This window comes from Thermosynechococcus sp. PKX95 (assembly GCF_031583295.1).
Taxonomy (GTDB): Bacteria; Cyanobacteriota; Cyanobacteriia; order Thermosynechococcales; family Thermosynechococcaceae; genus Thermosynechococcus.
This window is the reverse complement of the sequence record NZ_CP134171.1, coordinates 1539770-1565287: the sequence shown is the minus strand read 5'-3', so window position 1 is coordinate 1565287 and position 25518 is coordinate 1539770. Positions and strand designations below refer to the sequence as shown.

21 protein-coding genes are annotated in these 25518 nt (G+C 54.5%); 10 read left to right on the top strand and 11 right to left on the bottom strand.

Going from position 1 to position 25518, the window contains the following annotated elements; genetic code table 11:
* Window positions 1–1140: a glycosyltransferase family 1 protein gene (locus RHH81_RS07610; RefSeq protein ID WP_310742849.1), complete on the top strand. Its 1140-nt coding sequence runs from the start codon at window positions 1–3 to the stop codon at window positions 1138–1140.
* Here RHH81_RS07610 and RHH81_RS07605 read toward each other — a convergent pair.
* From RHH81_RS07605 to RHH81_RS07595, 3 genes are all read right to left on the bottom strand, one after another.
* Window positions 1137–2291: a class I SAM-dependent methyltransferase gene (locus RHH81_RS07605; RefSeq protein WP_310742848.1), complete on the bottom strand. Its 1155-nt coding sequence runs from the start codon at window positions 2289–2291 to the stop codon at window positions 1137–1139. The genes RHH81_RS07610 and RHH81_RS07605 overlap by 4 nt on opposite strands.
* On the bottom strand, window positions 2291–5233 hold the full coding sequence (gene pruA, locus RHH81_RS07600) for an L-glutamate gamma-semialdehyde dehydrogenase (protein WP_310742847.1): 2943 nt from the start codon (window positions 5231–5233) through the stop codon (window positions 2291–2293). The genes RHH81_RS07605 and pruA overlap by 1 nt, the downstream gene beginning before the upstream one ends.
* 67 nt (window positions 5234–5300) lie before the next feature.
* Entirely contained in the window at window positions 5301–5480 is a 180-nt protein-coding gene (locus RHH81_RS07595) for a hypothetical protein (protein WP_206199660.1), read from the bottom strand.
* Window positions 5481–5546: 66 nt separating this feature from the next.
* On the opposite strand from RHH81_RS07595, the gene priA reads away from it, so the two are divergent.
* Entirely contained in the window at window positions 5547–8036 is a 2490-nt protein-coding gene (gene priA / locus RHH81_RS07590; protein ID WP_310744280.1) for a primosomal protein N', read from the top strand.
* On the opposite strand, the gene cruF is transcribed toward priA, so the two are convergent.
* The 8 genes from cruF to RHH81_RS07550 form a co-directional block, all read right to left on the bottom strand.
* On the bottom strand, window positions 7992–8906 hold the full coding sequence (gene cruF, locus RHH81_RS07585; RefSeq protein ID WP_302676252.1) for a gamma-carotene 1'-hydroxylase CruF: 915 nt from the start codon (window positions 8904–8906) through the stop codon (window positions 7992–7994). The two genes, priA and cruF, sit on opposite strands and share 45 nt — an antisense overlap.
* A 79-nt stretch (window positions 8907–8985) precedes the next feature.
* On the bottom strand, window positions 8986–9672 hold the full coding sequence (locus RHH81_RS07580) for an energy-coupling factor transporter transmembrane component T (protein ID WP_310742845.1): 687 nt from the start codon (window positions 9670–9672) through the stop codon (window positions 8986–8988).
* Window positions 9673–9682: 10 nt separating this feature from the next.
* Entirely contained in the window at window positions 9683–10396 is a 714-nt protein-coding gene (locus tag RHH81_RS07575; protein WP_206199656.1) for a TrkA family potassium uptake protein, read from the bottom strand.
* Between the two features lie 139 nt (window positions 10397–10535).
* On the bottom strand, window positions 10536–10814 hold the full coding sequence (locus RHH81_RS07570) for a glutaredoxin family protein (RefSeq protein WP_206199655.1): 279 nt from the start codon (window positions 10812–10814) through the stop codon (window positions 10536–10538).
* Window positions 10811–11278: a VOC family protein gene (locus tag RHH81_RS07565; protein WP_206199654.1), complete on the bottom strand. Its 468-nt coding sequence runs from the start codon at window positions 11276–11278 to the stop codon at window positions 10811–10813. The genes RHH81_RS07570 and RHH81_RS07565 overlap by 4 nt, the downstream gene beginning before the upstream one ends.
* A gap of 109 nt (window positions 11279–11387) precedes the next feature.
* Window positions 11388–11702, bottom strand: coding sequence for a hypothetical protein (locus RHH81_RS07560; RefSeq protein WP_206199653.1), 315 nt, complete (start codon window positions 11700–11702; stop codon window positions 11388–11390).
* 48 nt (window positions 11703–11750) lie between these two features.
* Window positions 11751–13076 carry an aspartate aminotransferase family protein gene (locus RHH81_RS07555; RefSeq protein ID WP_206199652.1) on the bottom strand — a complete coding sequence of 442 codons (1326 nt, stop codon included), beginning with the start codon at window positions 13074–13076 and terminating at the stop codon, window positions 11751–11753.
* A 4-nt stretch (window positions 13077–13080) separates the two neighbouring features.
* Entirely contained in the window at window positions 13081–13914 is an 834-nt protein-coding gene (locus RHH81_RS07550) for a DUF975 family protein (protein ID WP_206199651.1), read from the bottom strand.
* A gap of 258 nt (window positions 13915–14172) precedes the next feature.
* Here RHH81_RS07550 and RHH81_RS07545 point away from each other — a divergent pair, with 258 nt between their 5' ends.
* From RHH81_RS07545 to RHH81_RS07510, 8 genes are all read left to right on the top strand, one after another.
* On the top strand, window positions 14173–14583 hold the full coding sequence (locus RHH81_RS07545; protein WP_310742844.1) for a DUF4351 domain-containing protein: 411 nt from the start codon (window positions 14173–14175) through the stop codon (window positions 14581–14583).
* 3 nt (window positions 14584–14586) lie between these two features.
* Entirely contained in the window at window positions 14587–15528 is a 942-nt protein-coding gene (locus tag RHH81_RS07540; protein ID WP_310744279.1) for an Rpn family recombination-promoting nuclease/putative transposase, read from the top strand.
* Window positions 15529–15531: 3 nt separating this feature from the next.
* A complete protein-coding gene (locus tag RHH81_RS07535) occupies window positions 15532–16437 on the top strand; it encodes an Rpn family recombination-promoting nuclease/putative transposase (protein WP_310744278.1) in 906 nt (301 codons plus the stop codon).
* 3 nt (window positions 16438–16440) lie between these two features.
* Window positions 16441–17370 (top strand): Rpn family recombination-promoting nuclease/putative transposase, encoded by a 930-nt coding sequence (locus RHH81_RS07530; RefSeq protein ID WP_310744277.1) that lies wholly within the window; start codon window positions 16441–16443, stop codon window positions 17368–17370.
* A 3-nt stretch (window positions 17371–17373) separates the two neighbouring features.
* The gene (locus RHH81_RS07525) at window positions 17374–18327 is read left to right on the top strand and encodes an Rpn family recombination-promoting nuclease/putative transposase (RefSeq protein ID WP_310744276.1); all 954 of its coding nucleotides are present in this window, start codon (window positions 17374–17376) and stop codon (window positions 18325–18327) included.
* Between the two features lie 219 nt (window positions 18328–18546).
* Window positions 18547–23727, top strand: a complete 5181-nt coding sequence (gene hpsA / locus RHH81_RS07520; protein WP_310742841.1) for a hormogonium polysaccharide biosynthesis protein HpsA — start codon at window positions 18547–18549, stop codon at window positions 23725–23727.
* 17 nt (window positions 23728–23744) lie between these two features.
* Window positions 23745–24416 (top strand): hypothetical protein, encoded by a 672-nt coding sequence (locus RHH81_RS07515; RefSeq protein ID WP_310742840.1) that lies wholly within the window; start codon window positions 23745–23747, stop codon window positions 24414–24416.
* 31 nt (window positions 24417–24447) lie between these two features.
* Window positions 24448–25500, top strand: a complete 1053-nt coding sequence (locus tag RHH81_RS07510) for a type II secretion system protein (RefSeq protein ID WP_310742839.1) — start codon at window positions 24448–24450, stop codon at window positions 25498–25500.
* Window positions 25501–25518 lie beyond the last annotated feature (18 nt).

Here is a 25518-nt window from a genome sequence, read left to right as displayed (position 1 = left end):
ATGCGGATCGCGCTATTTACCGAGACCTTTCTTCCCAAGATTGATGGCATTGTGACCCGTTTGTGTCAAACCGTCCGACATCTGCAACGGAATGGCCATCAGGTGTTGGTGGTGGCTCCCGAAGGCGGGCTAGACCATTATGAAGGTGCGCAGATCTACGGTGTCTCCGGTTTTCCCCTCCCATTGTATCCTGAACTCAAACTCGCCCTGCCGCGACCCGCCATTGGTCAAGCCCTAGAGGCCTTTGCACCCGATCTGATCCATGTGGCGAACCCAGCGGTCTTGGGGGTAGCGGGTCTGTACTATGCGCAGAAATTCCACTTGCCTTTGGTCGCTTCCTACCACACCCATTTGCCGCAATACCTGAAGTACTATGGCTTGGGGTTTCTTGAAGAGGTGCTCTGGTCGCTGCTGCGGTTGGCCCATAACCGTGCTCAACTCAACTTGTGTACCTCAACGGCAATGGTGGCAGAACTGAAAGCGCACGGCATTCGCCATCTGGATCTCTGGCAGCGGGGGGTAGATGTGGAGTTGTTTCATCCGCAGCGCCAAAGTCAAGAAATGCGTTACTTTCTCAGCCAAGGGCATCCAGAAGCCCCCCTATTGCTCTACGTTGGTCGCCTCTCCGCGGAAAAGGAAATTGAGCAGATTAAACCCATTCTGGAGCAGATTCCTCAGGCGCGACTGGCACTCGTGGGCAATGGTCCGCATCGGGAAGCCCTTGAACAGCACTTTGCCGGTACCCCCACGCATTTTGTGGGCTATCTGCGGGGTGAACGCTTGGCAGCAGCTTTTGCCTCGGCGGATGTCTTTGTCTTTCCCTCGCGCACGGAAACCCTTGGCTTGGTTCTTTTAGAAGCGATGGCCGCAGGCTGTCCTGTGGTGGCTGCCAACAGTGGGGGGATTCCGGATATTGTCACTGATGGGGTGAATGGGTTTTTGTTTGACCCAGCGGATTCTACAGGAGCGATTACGGCTTGTCAGCGCCTCTTTGACTCTCCGAGCGATCGCGAGACCCTACGCCAAAATGCCCGCCAAGAAGCTGAACGCTGGAGTTGGGCGGCGGCCACCCAGCAACTAGAGCAGTACTACCGATCAGTTTTGCCAGTCCCCCAGCGGGATGTGGCTCTTAGTCATTAACTGAATCCCTGATCCGCTTCCCTGAGTTGCGGCAGATCGAGGGTGGCTTGCTTGCCTTGGAGAACGACGTAAAAGCCACCGAGGCCAAGGGGGTCAATGAGTTGGTGCAGTGATTGATGGCGGTTGAGAGCTTGGAGGAGATTGCCATTCCTCTGTTGTTGCGCTAGTAGGCGATCGCCCAAACCTAGGGCCATGAGAAATAAACTCTGGCGGGTGACATAGAGGGTTTCAAGGCCAAAGTGCTCACCATAGCGCGTCAAGGCGGTCACATCCACATGAGCCGTAATGTCCTGCTCGCCAACAAAACAGTAGGGATTGTCGTGGTAGCGGTGTTGATAGTAGCACTGCAAGGTACCCTCACAGCGGGCGGGATGATAGTATTGCTGGGCGGGATAACCATAGTCAATGGTGAGAACAAAGCCCCGCTCTAGGTGCTGACTCAGATCCTTGAGCCAGGGGATGAGGTTCAAATTAACCTCGGTACGGTAGCCGTCGCTGTAGCCCTGCTGCTGCGGATTAATGCCAACGGTGGCAAAGTACTTGTGAATGCGATCGTCGCTAAGGGGACGCAAGACTTCTTGCAACGCCCCTTGGGCATCGAGACTGACATAAATTTCCTGCCAATTGCTCCCCTGCCATTGCAGCCGATGCACTGGGAATGCATCCACGAGTTCATTACTAAAGATGCAGCCGGTGATCGGTTCAGCAGGAGTGTCAGAGCCTCGCCAGCACAGGCGATCGCCCCAAGGTGCTAAGCGTTGCCGCTGGCGTTCCCGTAAAGTGGGGGACTGCTCTTGAATCTGGTACTCCAGGGCGGTAAAGAAATCGGGGTAGGTCGCTTGGCTATAGCCCAAGACCCCAGCCGCAAATTGGCCTTCACCCGCCCCCATCTCCAGCAGGGTAAACTGCTGCGGTCGCTCCAAGGCGTGCCACATCTGCACAAAGGCCTCGGTAAGCAGTTCCGCAAAATCCCTCGTCAGGCTACTGGACGTGATAAAGTCGCCGCGCCGACCAATCTGTATTTGGGGACGGTTGTAGTAGCCCCACTGCGGTGCATAGAGAGCCAAGGCCATAAACTCACAGAAGGAAATGGCGCCCGCTGCCCTGATGCGCTCCTGAAGGTCGGCCAATAGCTGAGTGCCCTTTGGCATCAATCATCCACTCCGGCAATGGGGGCAAACCCTTGGCGCTGCACATTCTCGGTAATGACACGCGGTTCCAGAAATTGCAGTAGGTAATCGCGGCCACCCGCTTTGGAACCAATCCCTGAGAGCTTAAAGCCACCAAAGGGCTGCCGATCCACGATCGCCCCCGTAATCCCACGGTTGATGTACAGGTTCCCTACGGCAAATTGGGCTTTGGCCTGCTGAATATGGGACGGCGTCCGCGAATACAGCCCCCCCGTCAGGGCATAGGCCGTGGCATTGGCAATTTCAAGGGCTTGGCTGAAGGTTTCTGCCCGCAGTACCGCTAGCACCGGGCCAAAAATTTCCTCTTGGGCGAGCGTGGCGGTGGGGGGGACGTTGGTAAAGATGGTAGGGGAGACAAAATACCCCACCTCCGGTACCGGTACACTCAAGGTCAGTTCTGCTTCCCGCTGTCCCTTGGCAATGTATTCCTGAATGCGATCGCGGGCGGCTGCGGTCACCACCGGTCCAACACGGGTACTGGGCAAATGGGCAGGCCCAATATTGAGGGACTTGGTGGCCTCCACTAAGCGCTGCACAAAGGGTTGATAGATGGACTCGAGGACAATCACCCGCGAACAGGCGGAGCATTTTTGGCCGCTGTAGCCAAAGGCCGATTGCACCACCCCCGCCACTGCCTGATCTAAGTCGGCACTTTCGTCAATGATAATGGCGTTTTTGCCCCCCATCTCGGCAATCACCCGTTTGATGTGGGTTTGTCCCCGCTGCAACACCGCTGCCTCAGCAATAATGCGGCAGCCCACCTCTTGGGAGCCAGTAAAGGCAATGAGATGCACATCGGGGTGTTTTGTCAAATAGGGGCCAATCACCGATCCTCGCCCCGGCAGAAACTGAAATACCCCGCGGGGAAAACCAGCGGCAATGAGAATTTCAGCCAGCTTCGCTGCAACCACAGCCGCCGGATCCGCGGGCTTGAGGATGGTACAGTTGCCTGTGACTAAGGCGGCCACGGTCATACCGGTGGGAATCGCTAGGGGAAAGTTCCAAGGGGAAATGACGACTGCAATGCCGCGACCTTGGTAGTGGTAATGGTTGGTTTCACCGGGAAAGTTGCGGTCATAGCCGCTGCTGAGGCGCTCCATTTCATCGGCGTAGTAGCGGCAAAAATCAACGGCTTCGGAGACTTCGGCATCCCCTTCTGCCACCACCTTGCCCACTTCATAGCACATCCAAGCCACCAGTTCATGGCGTTGTGCCTCGAGGAGATCCGCTGCCCGCCGTAGCAGGATGGCCCGTTCGGCTACGGGAGTCTGTTGCCACTGCGCTTGAGCGGCTTTGGCAGCCCGGATTGCATGATCGGCATCCTCGATGGTGGCCAAGCCAACGCGACCGACAACTTCTTCGGGCTGTGAGGGGTTGAGGGATTCACTGTATTCGAGGGTATTGACGCGATCGCCATTGATGATGGGGGTATAGGTTTGCCCTAGTTGGCGATGGACATGAATTAAGGCCGCTTGAATCGCTTCCCGCTGGCTGGCGCGGGCATAGTCGCTATTGGCGGCATTGACAAAGGTTGAGGTCTTGCCGGTGGTCAGATGAACGTTCACTGCCCTAAAGTCTGCCGTTGGTTCTGGCGGTGCCAAGAGTGCGTCAATATTTACCGCTCCCAATTGTTGGCGCAAAAAGGAACTATTGGCCGTATTTTCCAAGAGCCGCCGAATCAGGTAGGCCATCCCCGGAATCAGCTCACCGTAGGGACAATAGACCCGCACCGTCTGCCCCGCTTCCACAAGAGCCTTGGCAAGTTTATCGGCCATACCATAGAGAACTTGGCATTCCATGGCCGTGGGCGGAATGTGCTGATGTTGGGCGATCGCGATCGCCCGCGCTTGGGAACGCACATTATGACTCGCAACTGCTGTGCGCAAAAGCGTGTGGTGACTCAGGAGCAGTTCAATCACCCGCTCAAAGTTGGCATCGGTATCTTGCTTGTGTTGATAGACGGGCAATGGCCAGTCATTTTGTGCCGCCTTAATGAGTTCTTGATCCCAGTAGGCGCCCTTGACCACCCGCACGGTGATTGGTGTCCCCCGCTGTTGCACCCAAGTAATTAGGTCTTGGGCATCTTGGTAACTATCCCGCAAATAGGCTTGCAGGGTCAGCCCGACATCAGCGCGATCGCGAAACTCTGGCTCTAGCAAAATGTCCTTGAGGATTGCGAGGGTAATGTCTTTGTAGGCATACTGCTCCATGTCAAAGTGCACCGCTACCCCCAATTCTTGGGCACGATGCAACAGCCGCCGAATCGGTTCCCCCACCTTGGCACGGCAGCCAGACACATCCAAAGGATCAAACTGCGAGTAGAAGGCCGTCAGCTTCACGGAGACTTGGACTGGATTCACCCCTTCCCGCTGACCCAAGGGGCTGAGTTGCTGCATCAAGTCAAGGTAGCGATCGCAATACTGCTGCGCCTCTGCCTCCGTAATCACCGCCTCCCCAAGAATATCCATCGTCACCAGCATGCCCTGCTTGCGTAGGCGGCCAATGGTTTTCAGCACCTGCTCGGTGGTTTCACCAGCAATGTACTTGTGGGCAAGGGCTTGAACCGCTGTTGTGAAGGTGGTTGCCGCTGCTTGGGCGGGCAGGGAATCCGGCTGAGCAAAGTTCAAGAGTTTTTTTAGGCCTTCCGGCAACTCCACACTGGGGTCACTGAGGTACTCCTGCAAGTGGCGTGCCACCTCGGCTTTACTGCGCAGACTCGGCAGGCAGTCAATGAGGCGAAAGAGTTGCACCCGTAGCCCCGGATGTTCCATCGCCCAGCCGAGGAGTTTATCTTCAATGCGCATTTGCTCCCGCAGTTGACTGAAAAAGTTGCGGGACTCTTGACTAGCCGCCCACAGTTGACGGGCGATCGCGATCGTTTGTGCTTCGTAAAGACCAGTCACGGAGAATCTTGGGTGAGGAGCAGCCTTTCCTATTTTCCCATGTCCTCTAAAGCAAACAACCAAATTCTTAGCAGGGACGAATCAATCGGTGGTTAGCTCGCACCAAGCAAATGTGATTCTCCTCACCAATGGAGACCTTGAACCAAGGCAATCCTCGACTATCGGTAATCGTGGCAAAGCCTGCGGGTGTGATATTGGCTCTTAAAACAGTGCCTGTGGGAAAGCGGTGCACCACCGGCCAGCGCATAATCGCCAGCTCCCAGCCTAGGGAGCAAATCTGCGTTGTGGAATAGCGAAAATCTAAAGAGGAAGTATGTACAGTGGTTGGGGACGTTGTTTATCTGCCTGTCTGAGTGAAAACCAATCAAACCATCTGATGGCCTTAGCACCTCAACAACCCTCTCTCTACGCCAGTGTGCTTGTGGACTGTCCGGCGGCAAGCGAGGCTTACACTTACCAAGTTCCTGCGGGTTGGTGTCTCCAAGGGGGCGAGGTGGTGGAAGTACCCTTTGGCTCCCAAGTGGTGCGGGGGATTGTCCTCGAGGTACTAGAAACTGTAGCCCCATCCGTCGATCCACAGCGCTTGCGATCGCTCCTTGAAGTGGTTGACCAGCAGCTTTTTCCCAAGGACTATTGGGCGTTGTTAGAACAAATTGCCACGTACTACTGCACGCCTTTAATTCAAGTGGTGCGCACTGCTCTGCCGCCGGGGGTCTTGGGGCGATCGCAACGGCGGGTGCGCCTGCGGCGCCAACAGGGGATTCCCCCCCTGTCAGAACAGGGGCAACATCTGCTGCGCTTTCTCCAGACCAAGGGTAATGGGGACTACAGTGTGCGCTACCTCCAGCAACAGCTTCCCAAGGTTGAGCGTGCCCTCGCAGAACTCGAACGCCTTGGCTTGGTGGAAACCTACTTAGCGGCACCCGCTAGTCAACAGCCAAAACAGCAGCAGGCGGTGATCCTCCTCAATAGTGAAGGCGAGACCTTAACGCAGCGGCAGCGCCAAATCCTCCGCTATTTGCAGCAGCAGGGTCGCGATTGCTGGCTACAAGAGGTGCTCAAGGCCACCGGCACCACCGCCCAAACGCTCCATCGCCTTGCCGCCAAAGGATACATTGCCATTGTCGAGCAGCAGCACTGCCGCATTGAACAGGGGGTAGCGGTGACACCGGATCGGCCAAAAGCCCTCACCCCTGCCCAAGCCACCGCCCTGCAAGCCATTTCAGCACACCTAGACTGTGCCCAAACCTTTCTCCTGCACGGGGTGACGGGGTCGGGCAAAACGGAAGTCTATCTGCAAGCCATAGCTGAGTGCCTAGGGCGAGGGCGATCGGCCTTGCTGCTAGTGCCCGAGATTGGCTTGACGCCTCAACTGACGGATCGCGTGCGTGCTCGCTTTGGTGAACGCCTGTTGGTCTATCACAGTGGTCTCAGTGAGGGGGAGCGCTACGATACTTGGCGGTTGACGCTGATGCCGCAGCCACGGGTAATCATTGGCACGCGATCGGCGGTTCTGCTGCCTTTGGTGGGCTTGGGTTTGATCATTCTGGATGAAGAGCACGACAGCGGTTACAAACAGGATCAACCTCAGCCTTGTTACCATGCCCGTACCGTTGCCCAATGGCGATCGCGCCAGCAACAGTGTCCCCTGATTTTAGGAACCGCTACCCCTGCCCTCAGCACTTGGCAGGCTGTCCAAACCGGCCAGATTCAGATCCTTTCCCTTCCCCAGCGTATCCACGCCACCCCCCTGCCCCCCATCACCCTTGTGGATATGCGCCAAGAATTACACCGTGGCAACCGTTCCATGCTCAGTCGTCCGCTGCAAGACGCTCTAGGGAATCTTCAGGGACAGCAGGCAATTCTCTTTGTACCGCGGCGGGGTCACAGTACCTTTGTCTCCTGTCGCAGTTGTGGCACAGTGATCTACTGTCCCCATTGCAGCGTCTCTCTCACTGGACACCTCTTTGGCGAGGAGATGGAAGTGCTGCGCTGTCACTATTGCAACTATAGCCAAGCCGTACCGCAGCGTTGTCCCAGTTGTGCCTCCCCCTATCTCAAGCCCTTTGGTGGCGGGACGCAGCGGGTGGTGAGTGAACTGAATCGCCTCTTTCCGCAGTTGCGAGTCCTGCGCTTTGACAGTGATACGACCCAACGCAAGGGTGCCCATCGCCGGTTACTGGCTCAGTTTGCCGCCGGCGAAGCTGATGTGATGGTGGGGACACAAATGCTGACGAAGGGCATTGATCTGCCGCAGGTCGCCCTCGTGGGAATTTTGGCTGCCGATAGTCTCCTGCACTTGCCCGATTATCAGGCGGCAGAACGCACGTTTCAAATCCTCACCCAAGTGGCGGGGCGATCGGGCCGGGGGACACACCCCGGTAAAGTCATTCTCCAAACCTATGTGCCGCAGCATCCAGTGATTACAGCGGTCAAAGCCTATGACTGGGACACCTTTGCTACCCAGGAGCTAAGTAGCCGTGCCCCCTTGGGCTATCCCCCCTATGCCCAACTAATCCTTCTGCGCTTGAGTGGTCCCGATGCTGAGGAGGTGGCCGCAACGGCTCAGGCGATCGCCCAACAGCTCCAAACGTTAGCCCCAGTTTCTCAGGGAGAATGGGAAGTACTTGGCCCCGCCCCGGCCGCGATCGCCAAAATTGCTGGCCGCTACCGCTGGCAAATTTTACTCAAGGGCAAACTAGAACGAGTTTCTAACCTCAGCCCAGCCCTCATGCACCTCAAGGAGCAGTGTCCCCGCTCAACCCGCCTCAGTATTGATGTTGACCCCCTGAACTTTCTCTAGGGGGGCTTCAGTAAACCACCACAGTGCTGTGACCGGCACGACCCCCAAAACAAATCCCAGCGTTGCCGGAATCCAAAAACGTTGATCCAAGGATGTGAGGGTAATCATCGCCCCAAAGGCAAAATTCACCAGATACACCACCAAGGGGGTAATGAGTTGCCCACGGTTCACCACCATTGGCTTTGGCCACCAAGTGATCATCGCCAGCCCCATAAATACGGCCCCTGTGCCCGTCCATCCCAGAATGTTGCGGTAAGGCATCCCAAAGAATTCACCGACATCCTGAAATTGCCAAAAAGGAATGGCAGTTTGACTCATGGCCGGATCAAGGACAAAATCCCAAGCGGTTAAAAAGATTGCTCCCAAGCCCACGGTGATCAGGGCTGCCCCCAAGCCCACGCCCTTGCCTTCCCGCAGCGGACGACTGATGAAGCCACTGTAGGCCAAAAGAAACGTGACTAGCCCCATATAAAACCAAGAGAGGGGAATGGTGAAGGGCACCAGTCCAGCAATTTTGTGCCCCAAACCACTGAGGTAACCATAATGGCCAAAGGGAAAGCCGGTACTCGTCCCCAACAGTTCACTGGTAAGGGAAATGCCCACCGCTGGCAGCAAAAAGCCAAGCAGTTTGCCAAGGCCAAAGTTGCGATAGGTGTGAAGGGCGATCGCCAGTGCGCCGAGGACAATATAAACGACACCCCCACTCCCCATACTCCATTGAAAAAGCTGCTGACCCCAGGCGGGCAACGCCAGAATAAACTCGGGATGGGGAACGACGAGGAGCAACCCCGCTAAGCCAAAGGCCATCGCCACAATATGACCAACTAGGCACACCTGCTCCGCAACGAAAAGCGCGTTCTTGGGTTTCATAGGGGCAATCTCAAAGGGGCAATCGTTTACAAATGTTAATATGTTAATGTACCACTGTTCCCACTGTCGTCTATCCACCTCAAAAAGGCAGTTGGATTTCGCCAAGGGCATCATAGATTGCCAACAATCCTGCCCCCAAGCTAGCACTCAGCGTTAGCCCCCAACTCCAAACCGCTCCTTCAGAAAATTGCGGACGACACTGAAGCACTTGCCCATAGCCCCGCAGCCGCATTGCCAGATAGATCTGCTGTGCCCGTTCCTCGGCGCGAATGAGAAAGATACCAATCACCTGTGCCCACGGGCGAAGGCGGCGCCAACTCAAGCGAAATCCCCGCAGAAAGAGTGCCTGCTGCATTTGTGTCAACTGACTCTCTAGCTCAAAGAGATAGCGATAGGTCAAAGCCAGCGTATCCACCAACAAGGGCGGTAGTCCCCACCAGCGACAGACCTGCACCCATTCGCTAAACGTCAAGCTTTCTAGCAATACCACGCCAAGGGCAAGACACAAGACCAAGCGCCATGTGAGGAGCAGTGCGATCGGCCACGCCGTAACCGCCAACAGTAACCACAGTCCCAGAAAAAAGAGCCCCATCTGCTGCAGACGTTTGCCCAAGCGCTGCCAAGGGACATGGCTCAGGAGATAGAGGAGCGCCACAAGCAAGGTCGCGATCGCCAGACTGTCTAACCGCCGCAAACTACTAATGCAAAAAATCCACAGGAGAATCGCCATCACCCGTGCCGGCGGCGACCAGTAGCGAAAGCTCAAGGGTTATGCCCTAATTAATGTGTTGACTACGCAAAAAGCGATCAATATCGTTATTGGCACCAATCACCACCATAATGTCCCCTTTATTGAGCTTCTGGTTGGGACTGGGATTGATCTCAAACTTATCATCAAAGCGCAGGGCAATGAGGTTGAGGCCATAGCGACTACGGAGTTCCACCTCGGCAACTGTGCGATTGTGAAATGCCTCAGGCACTTTGACTTCGACAATACTTTTTTCGGGGTCAAGGTCAAACCAATCGAGAATCGCTGGGCGGGTGAGCGATCGCGCCAGTTCACAACCCGCCTCATACTCTGGAAAGACCACCCGATCTGCCCCCACTCGCTCTAGGAGTTTTTTATGAATCTCTGAGGAAGCCTTGGCAATGACATTGGGCACGCCTGCCTCCTTTAGGTTCAATGTCGTGATAATACTGGCGTCGAGATGGTTGCCAATGGCCACAATTACCGTTTCAAACTCAAACAGACCCGCCTCCTTGAGGGCTTGGGGATCCGTGGAATCCAGTTGAATCGCATGATCCACAATGTGATCCTGAAGCACTTGATTCACCAATCGCTCTTGGTTATCACTGCCGAGCACCTCATAGCCCATGCCGTGCAGGGTCTCGCACACCCCCCGGCCAAACCGCCCTAGGCCAATCACCGCATACTGCTGCGAGATCTTGACCCCCCGCCCGCGAAAGAGCATTGCTCCAAAATCCACCATTCCTGAGTTTCCTATTGGCTTTGCGATGCCGATGATGACCCTTTTCTAACATATGGGATACATAGGGGGGATGCAATCTAGCAATTAAATTTTTGGCCGTATTCGATCGCTGTGAAAAGGGCTGTAATTGATCATGCCCTTAAGGAGTGGACGCTGAGCCGCCTGAATGGGTCAGTTCTTGGAGTCGCTGACGAATGTGTGCAGCACTGGCACGGGGAGAAAAGCGCGGTACGGGAAGCACTTGCGTTCCAATCACTAGGTAGAGAACAGGAATCTCGTATTGATAGGCTTGCCACCAATCCTCGCGGCTGGTGATGTCGCGTACCTCAAGGGTAAATTCCTTCAGAGTGGCCAGCTTCTCTTGTAGTCCTTCACAGAGGTGACAGCCGGGCTTGCTATAGAGAATCAGATGGGTCACGGTTGCGGCGCAGAAACGAGGGGGGTATCGCCAATATGACGGTGATCCCGCAGGCCAAAAATGGCTTCTACATGGCGGTAGTGCTTCATTTCAATCAGGTTGTGGAAGGGGTCTGCGAGAAAGAACGTTTGGTGCTCTAGGGGGGTATTGGCAAAGCGGGTACGCGGTGGCTGGTAAAAGTCAAGTCCCTTCTTGATCACGCGATCGCAGAGGTTTTGCCAGTCGGCCCGTGCCAAGAAAATCAAGCCAAAGTGGCGCGGATAAATGCTCTTGGGTGGGGTTAAGGGTTCATCCGTGACGTGAGCCACCAGTTGATGGCCATAGAGCTTCATGATCAGGCAGTGGGGATTTTCGCGCCCCGGTTCACAGCCCAACCCATCAATGTAGTAGGCCTTGGTGTCCGCCAAATTACTGACAGGAAAGGCAAGGTGAAATAAAACGGGAGCGATCGCCAACTGAGCCATAGATTTCTCTCGAACTGAAAATGGCTAAATTAGCCGCTATTTTAGCAGGAGAACCGGCTTTCGGTCTGCTTCCCAAGTCGAGTCAAGTATCAATCCCCAGTATTGTTGTTTATCGGCAACGGAATGGATAACAGGGGTAATAGGGATAATAAACCGGTGAATAGGGGGGCGGGTAAATTACGGGGCGAGGCGGATAGGGCACTGGCACAATAATGTAGGTTTGAGATTGCTGCGGCGGACGGTAAATGACGGGATTGTAGGGACTGTACTGCGGTGTCCGTGGCCGCCCAAAGGACTCTAGCCCTGGGAAAAAGACATCAACCCCCGGCTGATTAGGAAAGAGGGGATAGGCGGCACGACTGGGGGGAGCGATCGCCACCAGCGTAGCTAAGCTACTGATGGCCAACGGCAGGAAGCGTAACATAGATGCCTCCAAGGAGAGAGTGATCCGCTGATTCTGACGTGGCGGTGCCTAGGGAAGTTCCCGTAGAACACGACTCAAAATATCCACCATTTGATCAATGTGCGATCGCTCCACAATCAGCGGTGGTGAGAGGGCAATAATATCCCCCGTGACACGAATCAGTAGTCCCGCTTCAAAGGCACGACAGAGGGCATCATAGCCCCGTGCCCCTCCTTGCCCCTCCCGTGGCGCTAATTCAATCCCTGCCACCAAGCCCAAGTTGCGAATATCAATGACATGGGGCAGACCCCGTAGGCTGTGGATGGCCTCCTGCCAATAGGGCGCCAGGGAAGCCGCCCGCTCAAATAGGGCTTCTTTCTCGTAGATCTCTAGGGTTGCCAAGGCGGCCGCACAGGCAAGGGGATGTCCCGAATAGGTGTAGCCATGGAAAAACTCAATTTGCCCCGCGGGGCCTTGCATGAAGGTGTCGTAAATCTCATCGCGGACAATCACCGCTCCCATGGGTACAGCGGCATTGGTTAGACCCTTCGCAACCGTGATGAGGTCTGGAGTCACACCAAAGTACTGACTGGCAAAGGGGGCACCCAACCGCCCAAAGCCAGTAATTACTTCGTCGAAGATGAGCAGGATACCATGGCGATCGCAAATGGCACGCAGGCGTTCCAAGTATCCTTGGGGCGGAATCAATACCCCCGTAGAGCCAGCGAGGGGTTCAACAATCACTGCCGCAATCGTCGAGGCATCATGCAGCGCCACTAAGCGTTCTAGCTCATCGGCTAAATGTGCTCCCCAAGCGGGTTGCCCCTTGCTGAAGGCATTGTGCTCAAGGTTGTGGGTGTGGGGCAGATGATCCACTCCTGCCAAGAGAGAACCAAAGAACTTGCGATTGGGCGCAATTCCCCCCACTGAAATTCCACCAAAGCCGACCCCGTGATAGCCCCGCTCACGCCCAATGAGCCGTTGTCGTGTCCCTTCTCCCCGCAGCCGATGGTAGGCAAGAGCAATTTTCAAGGCTGTATCCACGGCCTCAGAGCCAGAGTTGGCAAAAAAGACATGGTTGAGGGGATCAGGGGTAATGGCACGCAGGCAATCGGCCACCTGAAATGGCCCCGGATGTCCCATCTGAAATGTGGGGGCAAAATCCAGTGTTGCTGCCTGTTGGGCGATCGCGCTGACAATTTCTGGACGGCAGTGGCCGGCATTGACACACCACAACCCGGCGGTGCCATCGAGAATCTCACGGCCATCAATGCTCCTGTAGTACATCCCGGCTGCCGAAACAAGGAGCCGAGGGCTTTGCTTGAACTGGCGGTTGGCCGTAAAGGGCATCCAGAAGGGGTCGAGGTTGAGATCCGCAAGGGTGGGCAGCGTCATCAGACTAAAACTGGTTCGTATTATCCGTCGTGGGCATGAGCCCAATAATATCGCGGTAGGCCGCCACAATGACACAACTACTCCAAGGAATAGTCACCAGCATCCCCACACAGCAGAGGCAAAAGCCCAAGATATTGAAGAAAATGATTGACACGCTGAGAAAAAAGAAGCTCCACCAATCGCGGGAAACTAAGCGGCGGCTGGTTTCTAGTGCCGGCCACACATCAAACCGGTGTTCCACCACCAAAGGCACAGCAAACATATAGGCTACCCCAAAGTAAACCCCCGGCAGCAGCAGGATGGCACCCACCAAGATGAAAACGGGGGTCAGGGCATCCGGCACAGCGGGAAGCTGCTCCAGTAACGCTAGCAGTTGTTCTAAGTCGGCATCGGGTTCCGCTGCTTCAGCCGCCGCCCGCCTTAATATGCTTTGCCAGAAGGGCAACCCCGCAATCATGAATAGAATGCTGGCACTAATCACAAACACATTCGTAATCAAACCGATGATCAAGTTCGTCAGAAAAATTGGCAAAAAGTAGTTGTTTTTGAACGCATTAAAAAAGTCGCTAAATTCGGGTCTTTGGTTGCGGGCAATGCGAAAGCTGAAAAAGTAGTAGCCTGCGGCGAAGAGGCCTGCCAAAATCGTGCTAACAATCGGGCCAGCCCCCGGAATGTTGTTGAGCACACCATTGATAATCATTGCCAGAATGAGAAAACCAATGTAGGCAGCGGGTTGAGTGCTGAAAATTTGCCAGCCCTCATTGAGGTATTGACCAATCCGTACTTGATAGGGGCGGTTGGCGATCGCTTGGGGAGTATGTTCTGACTCACTGTACATAATGGCGGTTCCAAGGGGTTGCCTCTAGCCTAGCGATCGCTTCGGGTTGCGCCAATTGTCAATGTGTCACTTCTTCACCTTTCTAAAACATCGGATATAAGTCTTTCCTGTAGCCATAATGTTGAGTGTGTTCAATCCAATCCATGGGACAAGACTTGTATTTAATACCAGCTCTTTGTAACATTGAGCTTAATAAATAGGTCTTAAACGAGGGAATTGTCTATCCTAAAACTGAAGTCATCTCAGTAGGAGACCTTCATGGCTCGCCTGCTTGTCCTCACAATTACAGAAAGCTCTGAAGAACTGCAGCGACGCCTACAACATGAAACCGATGCTCGACAGCAGGAACGCTTGCAGATGCTCTACTGGCTGAAGCAAGGACGTGTCCACAGCCGCCCACAAATTGCCCAATTGCTCCATTGCAACGAGTCCACCATTACTCGCTGGCTGAACGCCTATCGCCAACGAGGACTCCAGCAGTTATTGGCAGTCAAGACGCCCCCCGGAGCCGCCCGCATCATCCTAAGACGGCGGTTTGGCGAGTTACCAGCTGGCCTTGAGGAGCGCATTCGCCAGCTCCCTGCCCATCAAATCGAAGCATTGGCAGAGGCTCTCTTGGACTTCACTGCCCTAGAGGAAGTGTTTGCGTGGCTAGAACGCTCCAGCTAGCCCATGCGCCGCGACTCCCTTTTTTATCAACTCTTTGCCCAGCTGCCCCAGACCCTCTTTGACCTCTTGGGCATAGAGGCTCCTCAGGGGTATCGTTTTGAGTCCGTGGAGCTGAAGCAAACGGCCTTTCGCATAGATGGCGTCTTCGTGCCCCCTGACCCCTCAGGAACCGTCTATTTCTGTGAGGTGCAGTTTCAGCGCGATAACAGCTTCTACGAGCGCTTCTTTGCAGAAATCTTTCTTTATCTGCGGCTGTATCGCCAGACCTTCTCTGACTGGCAAGCGGTGGTCATTTATCCCCATCGTCAAGTGGAACAAGTGTCCTTTGAACCCTATGAGGTGTTGGTGAATAGTCATCGCCTGCGTCGGGTGTATCTGAATGAACTGGGGTCACCAGAGGCATTGCCATTGAGCCTAGCGCTGATGCAACTCACCGTGTTACCTGAAGCAGAAATGCCGACAGCAGCACGGTTGTTGGCAGAGCGGACTCGCACAGAGGCAGTGCCAAGGCCAGAAGTCATAATGGAGTTAATCACCACCATTGTGTTGTACAAGTTTACGGAGCTGAGTCGCGAGGAGGTGCTGCGCATGCTGGGGTTTACTACTGAGGAACTGAAGCGGACGCGGTTTTATCGGGAGGTCTATGCTGAGGTACGGGAAGAGGTCTATGCTGAGGCACGGGAAGAGGGCTTACAAGAGGGGCGAGCACAAGGGCTAGAAGAAGGACGACAGGAAGGTCGGCAGGAAGGATTGCAACAGGGATTGCAACAGGGAGAGACCCTTGTTGTTTTACGCCTCCTAAGACGGCGGTTTGGCGAGTTACCAGCTGGCCTTGAGGAGCGCATTCGCCAGCTCCCTGCCTATGAGATTGAAGCCTTGGCAGAGGCTCTCTTGGACTTCACTGCCCTAGAGGAAGTGTTTGCGTGGCTAGAGCGCTCCAGCTAGCCCATGCGCCGTGACTCCCTTTTTTACCAACTCTTTGCCCAGCTGCCCCAGACCCTCTTTGATCTCTTGGGCAGAGACACGCTTCAGGGGTATCGTTTTGAGTCCGTGGAGCTGAAGCAAACGGCCTTTCGCATAGATGGCGTCTTCGTGCCCCCTGACCCCTCAGGAACGGTCTATTTCTGTGAGGTGCAGTTTCAGCGGGACACTACCTTCTACGAACGCTTCTTTGCAGAAATCTTTCTCTACTTGCGTCTGTATCGCCAGACCTTCTCTGATTGGCAAGCGGTGGTTATTTATCCCAATCGCCAAGCAGAACAAGAGTGTTTTGAGCCGTATCAATTGTTAGTGAATAGCGATCGCCTGCATCGGGTCTATCTGAATGAATTGGGGTCACTTGAGGCATTGCCATTGAGCCTAGCGCTGATGCAACTCACCGTGTTACCCGAAGCAGAGATGCCGACAGCAGCACGGTTGCTGGCAGAACGCACTCGCACAGAGGCAGTGCCAAGGCCAGAAGTCATAATGGAGTTAATCACCACCATTGTGTTGTACAAGTTTACGGAGCTGAGTCGGGAGGAGGTGCTGCGTATGCTGGGGTTTACGACGGAAGAGTTGAAGCGGACGCGGTTTTATCGGGACGTCTATGCTGAGGCACGGGAAGAGGTTTATGCTGAGGCACGGGAAGAGGCCTATGCTGAGGTACGGGAAGAGGTATTGCAGCAGGGATTACAGCAGGGAGAGACCCTCGTTGTCTTGCGGCAGTTAAGACGGCGGTTTGGCGATTTACCAACTAGTCTTGAAGAGCGCATTCGCCAGCTCTCTCCCCCTCAAATCGAAGCATTGGCAGAGGCTCTCTTGGACTTCACTGCCCTAGAGGAAGTGTTTGCATGGCTAGAGCGCTCCAGCTAGCCGATGCGCCGTGACTCTCTTTTTTACCAACTGTTTGCCCAGCTGCCCCAGACCCTCTTTGACCTCTTGGGCATAGACACGCCTCAGGGGTATCGTTTTGAGTCCGTGGAGCTGAAGCAAACGGCCTTTCGCATAGATGGCGTCTTCGTGCCCCCTGACCCCTCAGGAACCGTCTATTTCTGTGAGGTGCAGTTTCAGCGCGATAACAGCTTCTACGAGCGCTTCTTTGCAGAAATCTTTCTCTACTTGCGTCTGTATCGCCAGACCTTCTCTGATTGGCAAGCGGTGGTTATTTATCCCAATCGCCAAGCAGAACAAGAGTGTTTTGAGCCGTATCAATTGTTAGTGAATAGCGATCGCCTGCATCGGGTCTATCTGAATGAACTCGGGTCGCTTGAGGCGTTGCCATTGAGCCTAGCGCTGATGCAGCTCACCGTGTTACCCGAAGCAGAAATGCCAACAGCAGCACGGTTGCTGGCAGAACGCACTCGCACAGAGGCAGTGCCAAGGCCAGAAGTCATAATGGAGTTAATCACCACCATTGTGTTGTACAAGTTTACGGAGCTGAGTCGCGAGGAGGTGCTGCGCATGCTGGGGTTTACTACTGAGGAACTGAAGCGGACGCGGTTTTATCGGGACGTCTATGCTGAGGTACGGGAAGAGGTCTATGCTGAGGCACGGGAAGAGGTCTATGCTGAGGCACGGGAAGAAGGTCGACAGGAAGGGCGACAGGAAGGGTGGCAGGAAGGGTTGCAACAGGGAGAGACCCTCGTTGTGTTGCGGCAGTTAAGGCGGCGGTTTGGCGAGTTACCAGCTGGCCTTGAGGAGCGTATTCGCCAGCTTTCGCTTCATCAAATTGAAGCTCTGGCAGAGGCTCTCTTGGACTTCACGACCCTTGAGCAAGTCTCTGCTTGGCTAGAGCACTCCAGCTAGCCGATGCGCCGTGACTCCCTTTTTTACCAACTCTTTGCCCAGCTGCCCCAGACCCTCTTTGACCTTTTGGGCATAGACACGCCTCAGGGGTATCGTTTTGAGTCCGTGGAGCTGAAGCAAACGGCCTTTCGCATAGATGGCGTCTTCGTGCCCCCTGACCCCTCAGGAACGGTCTATTTCTGTGAGGTGCAGTTTCAGCGGGACACTACCTTCTACGAACGCTTCTTTGCGGAAATCTTTCTCTATCTGCGGCTGTATCGCCAGACCTTCTCTGACTGGCAAGCGGTGGTTATTTATCCCCATCGTCAAGTGGAACAAGTGTCCTTTGAGCCCTATGAGGTGTTGGTGAATAGTCATCGCCTGCGTCGGGTCTATCTGAATGAACTCGGGTCGCTTGAGGCGTTGCCATTGAGCCTAGCGCTGATGCAACTGACAGTGTTACCTGAAGCAGAAATGCCGACAGCAGCACGGTTGCTGGCAGAGCGGACTCGCACAGAGGCAGTGCCAAGGCCAGAAGCCATAATAGAGTTAATCACCACCATTGTGTTGTACAAGTTTACGGAGCTGAGTCGCGAGGAGGTGCTGCACATGCTGGGGTTTACTACTGAGGAACTGAAGCGGACGCGGTTTTATCGGGACGTCTATGCTGAGGTACGGGAAGAGGTCTATGCTGAGGTACGGGAAGAGGTCTATGCTGAGGCACGGGAAGAAGGTCGACAGGAAGGTCGACAGGAAGGTCGACAGGAAGGTCGACAGGAAGGGCGGAAGGAAGGGTTGCAGCAGGGAGAGACCCTCGTTGTGTTGCGGCAGTTAAGGCGGCGGTTTGGCGAGTTACCAGCTGGCCTTGAGGAGCGCATTCGCCAGCTCTCTCCCCCTCAAATCGAAGCATTGGCAGAGGCTCTCTTGGACTTCACTGCCCTAGAGGAAGTGTTTGCGTGGCTAAATCGCTCTTCCTAGCCTAGGCATCATAAATCGCTAGTTGGAACATTTAAGTTGTGTGTTTGATCGTGTGGCAATAAGTATGATTGCTGTGCGCAACAATTTGAAAAATTGTCTGGAGGCTGAAATTTTTTACTAAGGAAAAACCATACTAATTACTAGCCTATTTCAGATCTTCAGATCTATCGATATAACTAGTGGTAGGTTACTGCTCCCGTGCGTTGACTAGGTGCTCCTATGAAAAAGAATGACCGACGCTTTGGCCTCTCAAAACGGCAGTATCGCAAATTGACCCAAGCAATTCGTCATTTGCTTTACCAGCTGCGCCTCTGGATACGGCGACGGCTGGCACCCCTAGGGAGAGGGGGGCGGCAACTGCAGTTTGGGCGCCGGGGGTTTGTGTTGCCGACGGCGGTGATTGTGTTGGTGGTGCTGACATTAACGGTGGCAGCACTGATGATCCGCACGCTGAATCGCACCGCAGAGGTGGGGGGGCAACGGCAGACCATCCAAGTTTTGAATGCCACTGCACCGGCCATTGATAGGGCACGTGCCAAGCTAGAGTACTTCTTTAACCAAGATCCGCTGCGTCCGAATGGGGTGCCGGGGGAAGAAACCATTGAACAGATTATTGGCAATCGGCTAGAGACCACCCGCAACCCCGACCCCTATACGATGGCTGACGAGCAGCGGATTGATATTAATGGCGATGGGCAGGTGGATAATGCTTGGGTGTTTCAACCCACTAGTGACTCGATCGTGGCCTACTCGATCTTGATGCGGCGACCGAGCAATGCGCAACTCGATCAATCGGATGCGCAAAAAGCTGGTCAATTGATCACCCGCAGTCGGCCAATGGGGATTACTGAACTGGGGAATCAGTGTAGTGATCTGGGCGGCGCCGCAGGCCAACAGGTGGAAGTGGGCTGGGATGAAGTGGGCAGTGCTATTTTGCGCAAGAACTTTCAAATTAATGCCTTTGTTTATGAAAACCGCAATGGTGGTCAGGCGCTGTCGACGATTGAGTTTGTGCAGGAACGCCAAATGGAGCGGGGCAATAAATGGGGGGCATGGTTCCGCAATGATTTGGAGATTTTTCCGGGGCCGGAGTTTCGCTGGAATGGGGCACTGCACACCGAGGGGAGTGTCTTTTTGACGGGTGGTACTGGTTTCACCGCCTATCTGATTAGCGCGCCGAAGTCCTGTGTTTATACCCGCGCGGCTTCAGAGATTACGGCAACGGAAATCCGCAACCCAGAAACCAATGAGATTGAATTCCAAGGCCAATTTATGGCGGGGAGCTTGCGGGATAACAACACCAATGCGCCAAATGTTTACATTCACTCTTACCGCGAGCCGCCCAGTGCCCCCTACACCAGTGGGGATGCGAATCCACCCGCTGAAAACGTCAGGTTTAACGCGAGCCGCGACTCTGTAAAGAATGATTTCGTGCCTGCAAATGTCGCTCTCAACCCAGTGGCTATTGTGACCGAAGACCGCAGTCGGGCGCGCGGGAGTGATCCAACCAATGTGACGGTACGGGATCCTAACTGGTCGAATCAGTTTTATGTGCAGCAGGGGCGCTTTGACAATAAAACCCAACCTAAGCCCTACGTGGATGATACGTACCGCGCTGATGACCGCTATGGCCCTAAGCCCGTGTATGACGTCAAGATGCCTGCTTCTGATCCGCTGCGGCAAATTCCGCCAGGCGCTAAGGTGGGCGACCCGATTGAGGGGCGCGATCTGCTGACTCGTAATGTTGCCCCCTCCGACAGCCAAAATAAACGGGAGGATTTGGGACTGGATGGCTACTGGGAGCGGCGGGCACGCCAAGAAGGCCTACGAATCATTGTGGGAGAACGCTTGGAACTGGGCAAACCTCTTGATCGACCTGCTGATCCACCTGCGGGTAATACCGCTAGTAACAACCGCCGCAACGAGTTTTATCAGCACCGCACGCTGCGGGATGATTTGGCAGCCGTGCAGGCCACAGCCATTTATCACTACAAAGCGAGGGGAACAACGGTTGACTCCACTATTCCCGATCCGTTTACGGAGCCTTATCCGGGGCAAAACACAGGGGGCTATGAGCCGATCGCCTGCTTGGCGACTACTCACCACCACGGCACACCGCAAACTGCCCTGCGCAGCATCATGTTCAACCAGTACGATGGCATTCAGGGCTTGCCCTTTGATTTCCGCTTCTTTGACTTCTTTACTGGGCGCGGCACCAATGGTTGGGAGTTTCAGCCTCCTGATTTCAACAGTCCAGAGATGCGAAAAGCGATGAGGAACCTCGTGGCCTATGCGGGTGATGGTGTGGATGGAGCGTTTCCGCCCAAACAGGAAATAGGGGGAACCACAATTCACCCCGATCCTAACCAGACCCGTGCTGGGAATTTCTCGAACCTTGACCGCGCGCTTCAACTCCTAGAGCAAAGAGGCAGCTTGAGCGCTCTAAGCTTGGCCGATCAAAGTACAATCCACACCGCAGGCTGTATGTTGGGAATGCTGGCGTATAGTGTGAATACCCTTCAAACCTTAGATGTTAATAGCCTCAATGCGGGGAATCAACTGGTTAACCTGAACAATCGTATCAATGATTTAAATGACAATGACTTTAACAACGGTGAAGTGATTCCGAGAATTAATGCAGAAATAGGGGCAGGTACTGTGCAAGTCATTCGGCAAGGCTTCAGTGCTGATCAGAGCCTCTCCTATCGCGGGGGCTATTTGGATGCCAATGCCTACATCACCGCCCTGATCCCTAATGCTCGCTGGAGTCAGCGCCCGCTGCAAGAAACTAATGCCGATGTCAATGCCCGTCTTGCCCGCTTAATTGCCCTCACGGAGCAGGTGAAATATGACCTTAATCCACAACAGTACACGTGTGGAATTCCTGACGAACCTCAGTATAGCAACTTGCGGAAGGCTTTTTGCCTAGGGCAAGACAAACGAGGATTTGTGATTGGCCAGGAGTTTGAGATGCCGGGCGCCGGTGAAAGAGTGCGTGTCAATCTTGAAGATGCTGTCAAGCTTGAAGATGCCCCCAGCTATAACTTTGACCTGGGCGACTCTGATAAGAACAAAGTTGTCTATGTCACCGGTGCGGGGTGGATGATTCTGGAGGAGTTCAACCGTGACCGTGATGACCATGGCAAGATCCTCACAGTAACGTTGAAAAACCCGGGCCCCGCTGAGGGCTTCCCAGACGGCGTCCCAGGTAATGCGCCACCAGAACCAGGAAGGAAAATTCCAGCAGGAGCTTCTGCGTCGATTTCGAATTTCGACTCCATGGAATTCCGAAACACTCGTACTGGTACTATCAGCGTTGCCGTTCCGTTTCCCAATGACCCAAGCAACAGTACCACGGTTGAAATCCAATATACGCTAACGTCCCAACTCCAAGTTGGAGACATTGTGGAAATTCGCCGTCCCATCAATCGTACTGATCCTAACAGTGGTCGCCTAGAGGGGCGCTTTAAGGTCATTGACAGTCCTGCTCCACTTACAGCAAAACTACGCTACATTGGCGGCACAGAACGTACGGGTACAGGTACAACTCCCATTGCTGTGAACTCGACACTGGTGGTGCTCAAACGCCAAGGTGACAGTGACCTGCCTCTCGGTACCTTTAATACGGTGATTAAATATCCAGCGTTGCGGGCGATCTTCAACCCCTCGGAGGAGAAGCATGTAACTCGGAGTGAAATTGCAGCAAACCCACGTATGAATCCAACAAATTTCCTTACCCCTACCGAGCCAGCTACTGGGACTCTAGTGAGTAATATCCGCTATCCCAGCCGCCTGAATCAAATCATTGGCTTTGACGGCAATGCTCGCAATGTCGCTTTCCTTGATAACACCCTCTTCAATGGTCGTGAAGAGATGGCGGTGCGGGAAATGGATATTGACCTTGACCTGCTGCGGCGCAGGACCATTGGTGGGGATACATGGCTGCCGATGGGGGGCATTGTCTATGCCTTCCGGGAGGATGCAGTGCGCGAAGATGGCATTGCCCGACCTGCCATTACAGGTCAAAACTGGATGAATACTAATCCCAGCAATCCTCATGATCCCATCCGAGCCGCCAACGGCATTTCGACAAAACCAGTGGATTTCTTTGCCGATCCAATGCGGCGACCCAATGGCTTTCGATTGTGGAATGGTAAACGGCTTGACCGGGAAGGAATCCCCGCAAGTAAAAATATCGCTGGCCTCTCCTTTATCAGCGATAACCCAGTCTATATTCAGGGGGACTTTAACCTCCACAGTACCAACGGCACAACAAACAATCTGGAGGAATTTACCACAACCCTAGACGCAAACTGGAGCAACTTCTATAGCCGTAATACGCTCGATAATCGCTTTGCTCGGCCTAACTCCGACACTTGGCGACCCGCAGAAATCCTCGGGGATGCGGTGACGATTCTCTCTGACAATTTCTGCAATGGCTCTGCCAATGATTATTTTGCTCAGGCTTACAACGATGATATTCAAAGGCTTGGCAACAACTCCCCTGAAAACCTCGCCACAAACTATGTGCAAAACACTGGAAGTGACGCACGGGTTAACAACGGCAACAATCTTGGCCAAATCTACCTGACCTGTGCCAACAATGCAAACCTGCGCACCTCTTTCTTGAATGCCAACCGTCCTAGCCAAGACCTCCCCAAAAATCCTCCTGACCAAGACCCCCGCAACGATACAGTTTGGCTGCGGGAAAGTCCCTTTGATCCCAGTTCACCGATTTACGTGGATCGCAATGGCACGCCTTGGGCGATTAATTACCGAACAGGTGAACGGGTGGATCGCGATGGTGATGCCCTCACAAGCTATCCCGATGGTGAACATGGTCAAGCCCAAGCCGATGAACCTTACAACAGCAACAGCTACTATAGGTTTAGCGATCCTCGCTCTCGCAACAGTGCTAAAGATACCCAAGTCAATGCGGTAATCATCAGTGGCACTGTGCCTTCGCGACCGACCCAATCCTATGGCGGCATGCACAACTTCCCGCGTTTTCTGGAGGGATGGGGTAACCTTACCATTCAGGGATCCTTTATTCAACTGAACTTCTCGACCCAAGCCACAGGTCCTTTTGATCAAGACCAGTGGGAAATTCCCAACGATCCTCGCTGCCGCGATGTCAACACCGCCTTCAATTGTCCAGCGCAATCTGTAGAGTTAATTCAGTACTACGGAGCGCCGACTCGGCGTTGGGGCTATGACGTGGGTCTGCAGCTGGCACCGGCAGGGCCAGTAGCACGGCGATTTATTACCCCAGGGCGGCAACGCAATGAATTCTACACTGAGCTGCGTGCCGACGATCCCTATATCCTACGCCTACGCTGTGCCCAACGTCCTGACGGTAGTGGACGAGTTGATCCAACGGTGTCTAATTGTTCTGCCTAACGATGGAGGTGAGTTCGATGATTCGGCAATTGCAGCGGCTGCAGCCAGCCAATGGGGGGCTGACCTTGGTGGAGTGTTTGATTGCCATTCTGGTGGTGAACCTCTCTGTGGCCATGTTGGCCGCACCGCTGCTGTTGGTGGCGGCTACCCGCTTGCGCAATGATCGCATTAACCAAGCCACAGAGATTGCCCGTGGCGAGTTGGATCGGCTGCGGGTGATGATGGAGCAGGGCATCGACATTCGCGAAGACAGTGGCCTGCTGCCTCCTGCAAGCACTGTTGGCGCCTCCGTGAGTAATCCTTCAGTCCTCTCTAGGCAAGCCCCGCCCACCAGTCTGGAAAGCTGCAGCTTGCCCAACAATGCCACCATGGCCTGCGAGCGGCAGCTGAACAATGCCCGCTTTGGGGTGCAAATCTATCGCGGTACCCTGATTACCGACGCTGCCCGCAGGGTCTTGGCTTACCCAGTGCAGGTGCGGGTCTATAGCGCTGCAGCCTTGCCGATGGAGCCAGAGAGCAACCCCGACCCTATTGAGCCAGAAGCGGTGATGATGACCAGCAGCATTGTGGGTGCCGAAAGACGGCCCTTGGCGGTGTTGACAACGGTGCTGCTGCGCAGTGACTCCGCTGAAACCCTGCCGCTGATGGCTGTGCCGGAGGGAGATGGCGGTTCAGGTTCTGGTTCATAAGGTGTTGTTGTCGCAAAGAGGAGAGGTTGCAATGAAACTGCTGGGTTGGTGGCGGCGGCGATCCAAGGGCTTTACGATTACCGAGATTCTGGTTTCCTTGGTCATTGCTGGGGTGATCACCGCCTCCTTAGGCTCAATTTTAATCGACATGATCCAAACCGAAAGCCGCGAGGCTGCTTTGAATCAGCTGCGCCAAGACCTCAAGGCGACGCTGGATGTGATCAGTACGGATCTGTCCCAGGCGGTGTTTGTCTATAACGGCAACTGCTTAGCTGGCAGCGGCTCCTGTGGCGATACCTCCCGCCCCGAGCCCCTGACAAACTACCTGCCTGACTTTCCAAGTACCATGCGGCCGGTGTTGGCGATGTGGATTTTGGAGCCCTTTCCCTACTACCAAAACCAACTGGGGTATGCCCGATTCGTCATGCCGCGGGATTGCTCAAGGGTATGGTCAACAGATCAGGCAAATGCGAAAGCACACTGCGAAGAGCTGAGAAGTGGCCGCCGCAGTTATACCTTGGTGGTGTATTACATTGATACCGCTCGCCAGTCCTTTTGGTCACCGGAATCGGATTGGCAGGGGCAGGCACGACTCGTGCGCTACCAACTGCGCAAATATAAGGAAGCGGCGAGGGCTAGTGATGCTAACTACGACTGGCTGGGGATTAACCAGGGGTATGTTGACCCTACAGGAAGGACCAACTTTGCCCGCTGGCCAATTGATGTGCAAACTGGTGCCAATCTGCAATCTAGTCGCCCTGTCAAAAACATTGAGGGCTATCTACGGGTCACCGATTTGACGGTGGTCACAGACTTTATTGATACTGATACCAGTATGCCAAGGCCAGACTGCCCAACGGGGACAATTCGCACTCCCCGAGACACCAGTGATGCGCCGGCACCGGCAGGCTTTTTTGCCTGTGTGCAAGAGCGCGGCTCAAGCTTTAATGCCGCCACCTTTGTTTATCTGCGGGGCAATCCCCAGGGCTTGCCGGGGATCCGTGAAGAGGATATACAAAATCGGCCCGTGCTGACCACCACGGTGCTGAGCCGTTCGGTGCAAGGAAAAGTTCCCAATTTTTAGCTAACCGCCTAAGGAAAA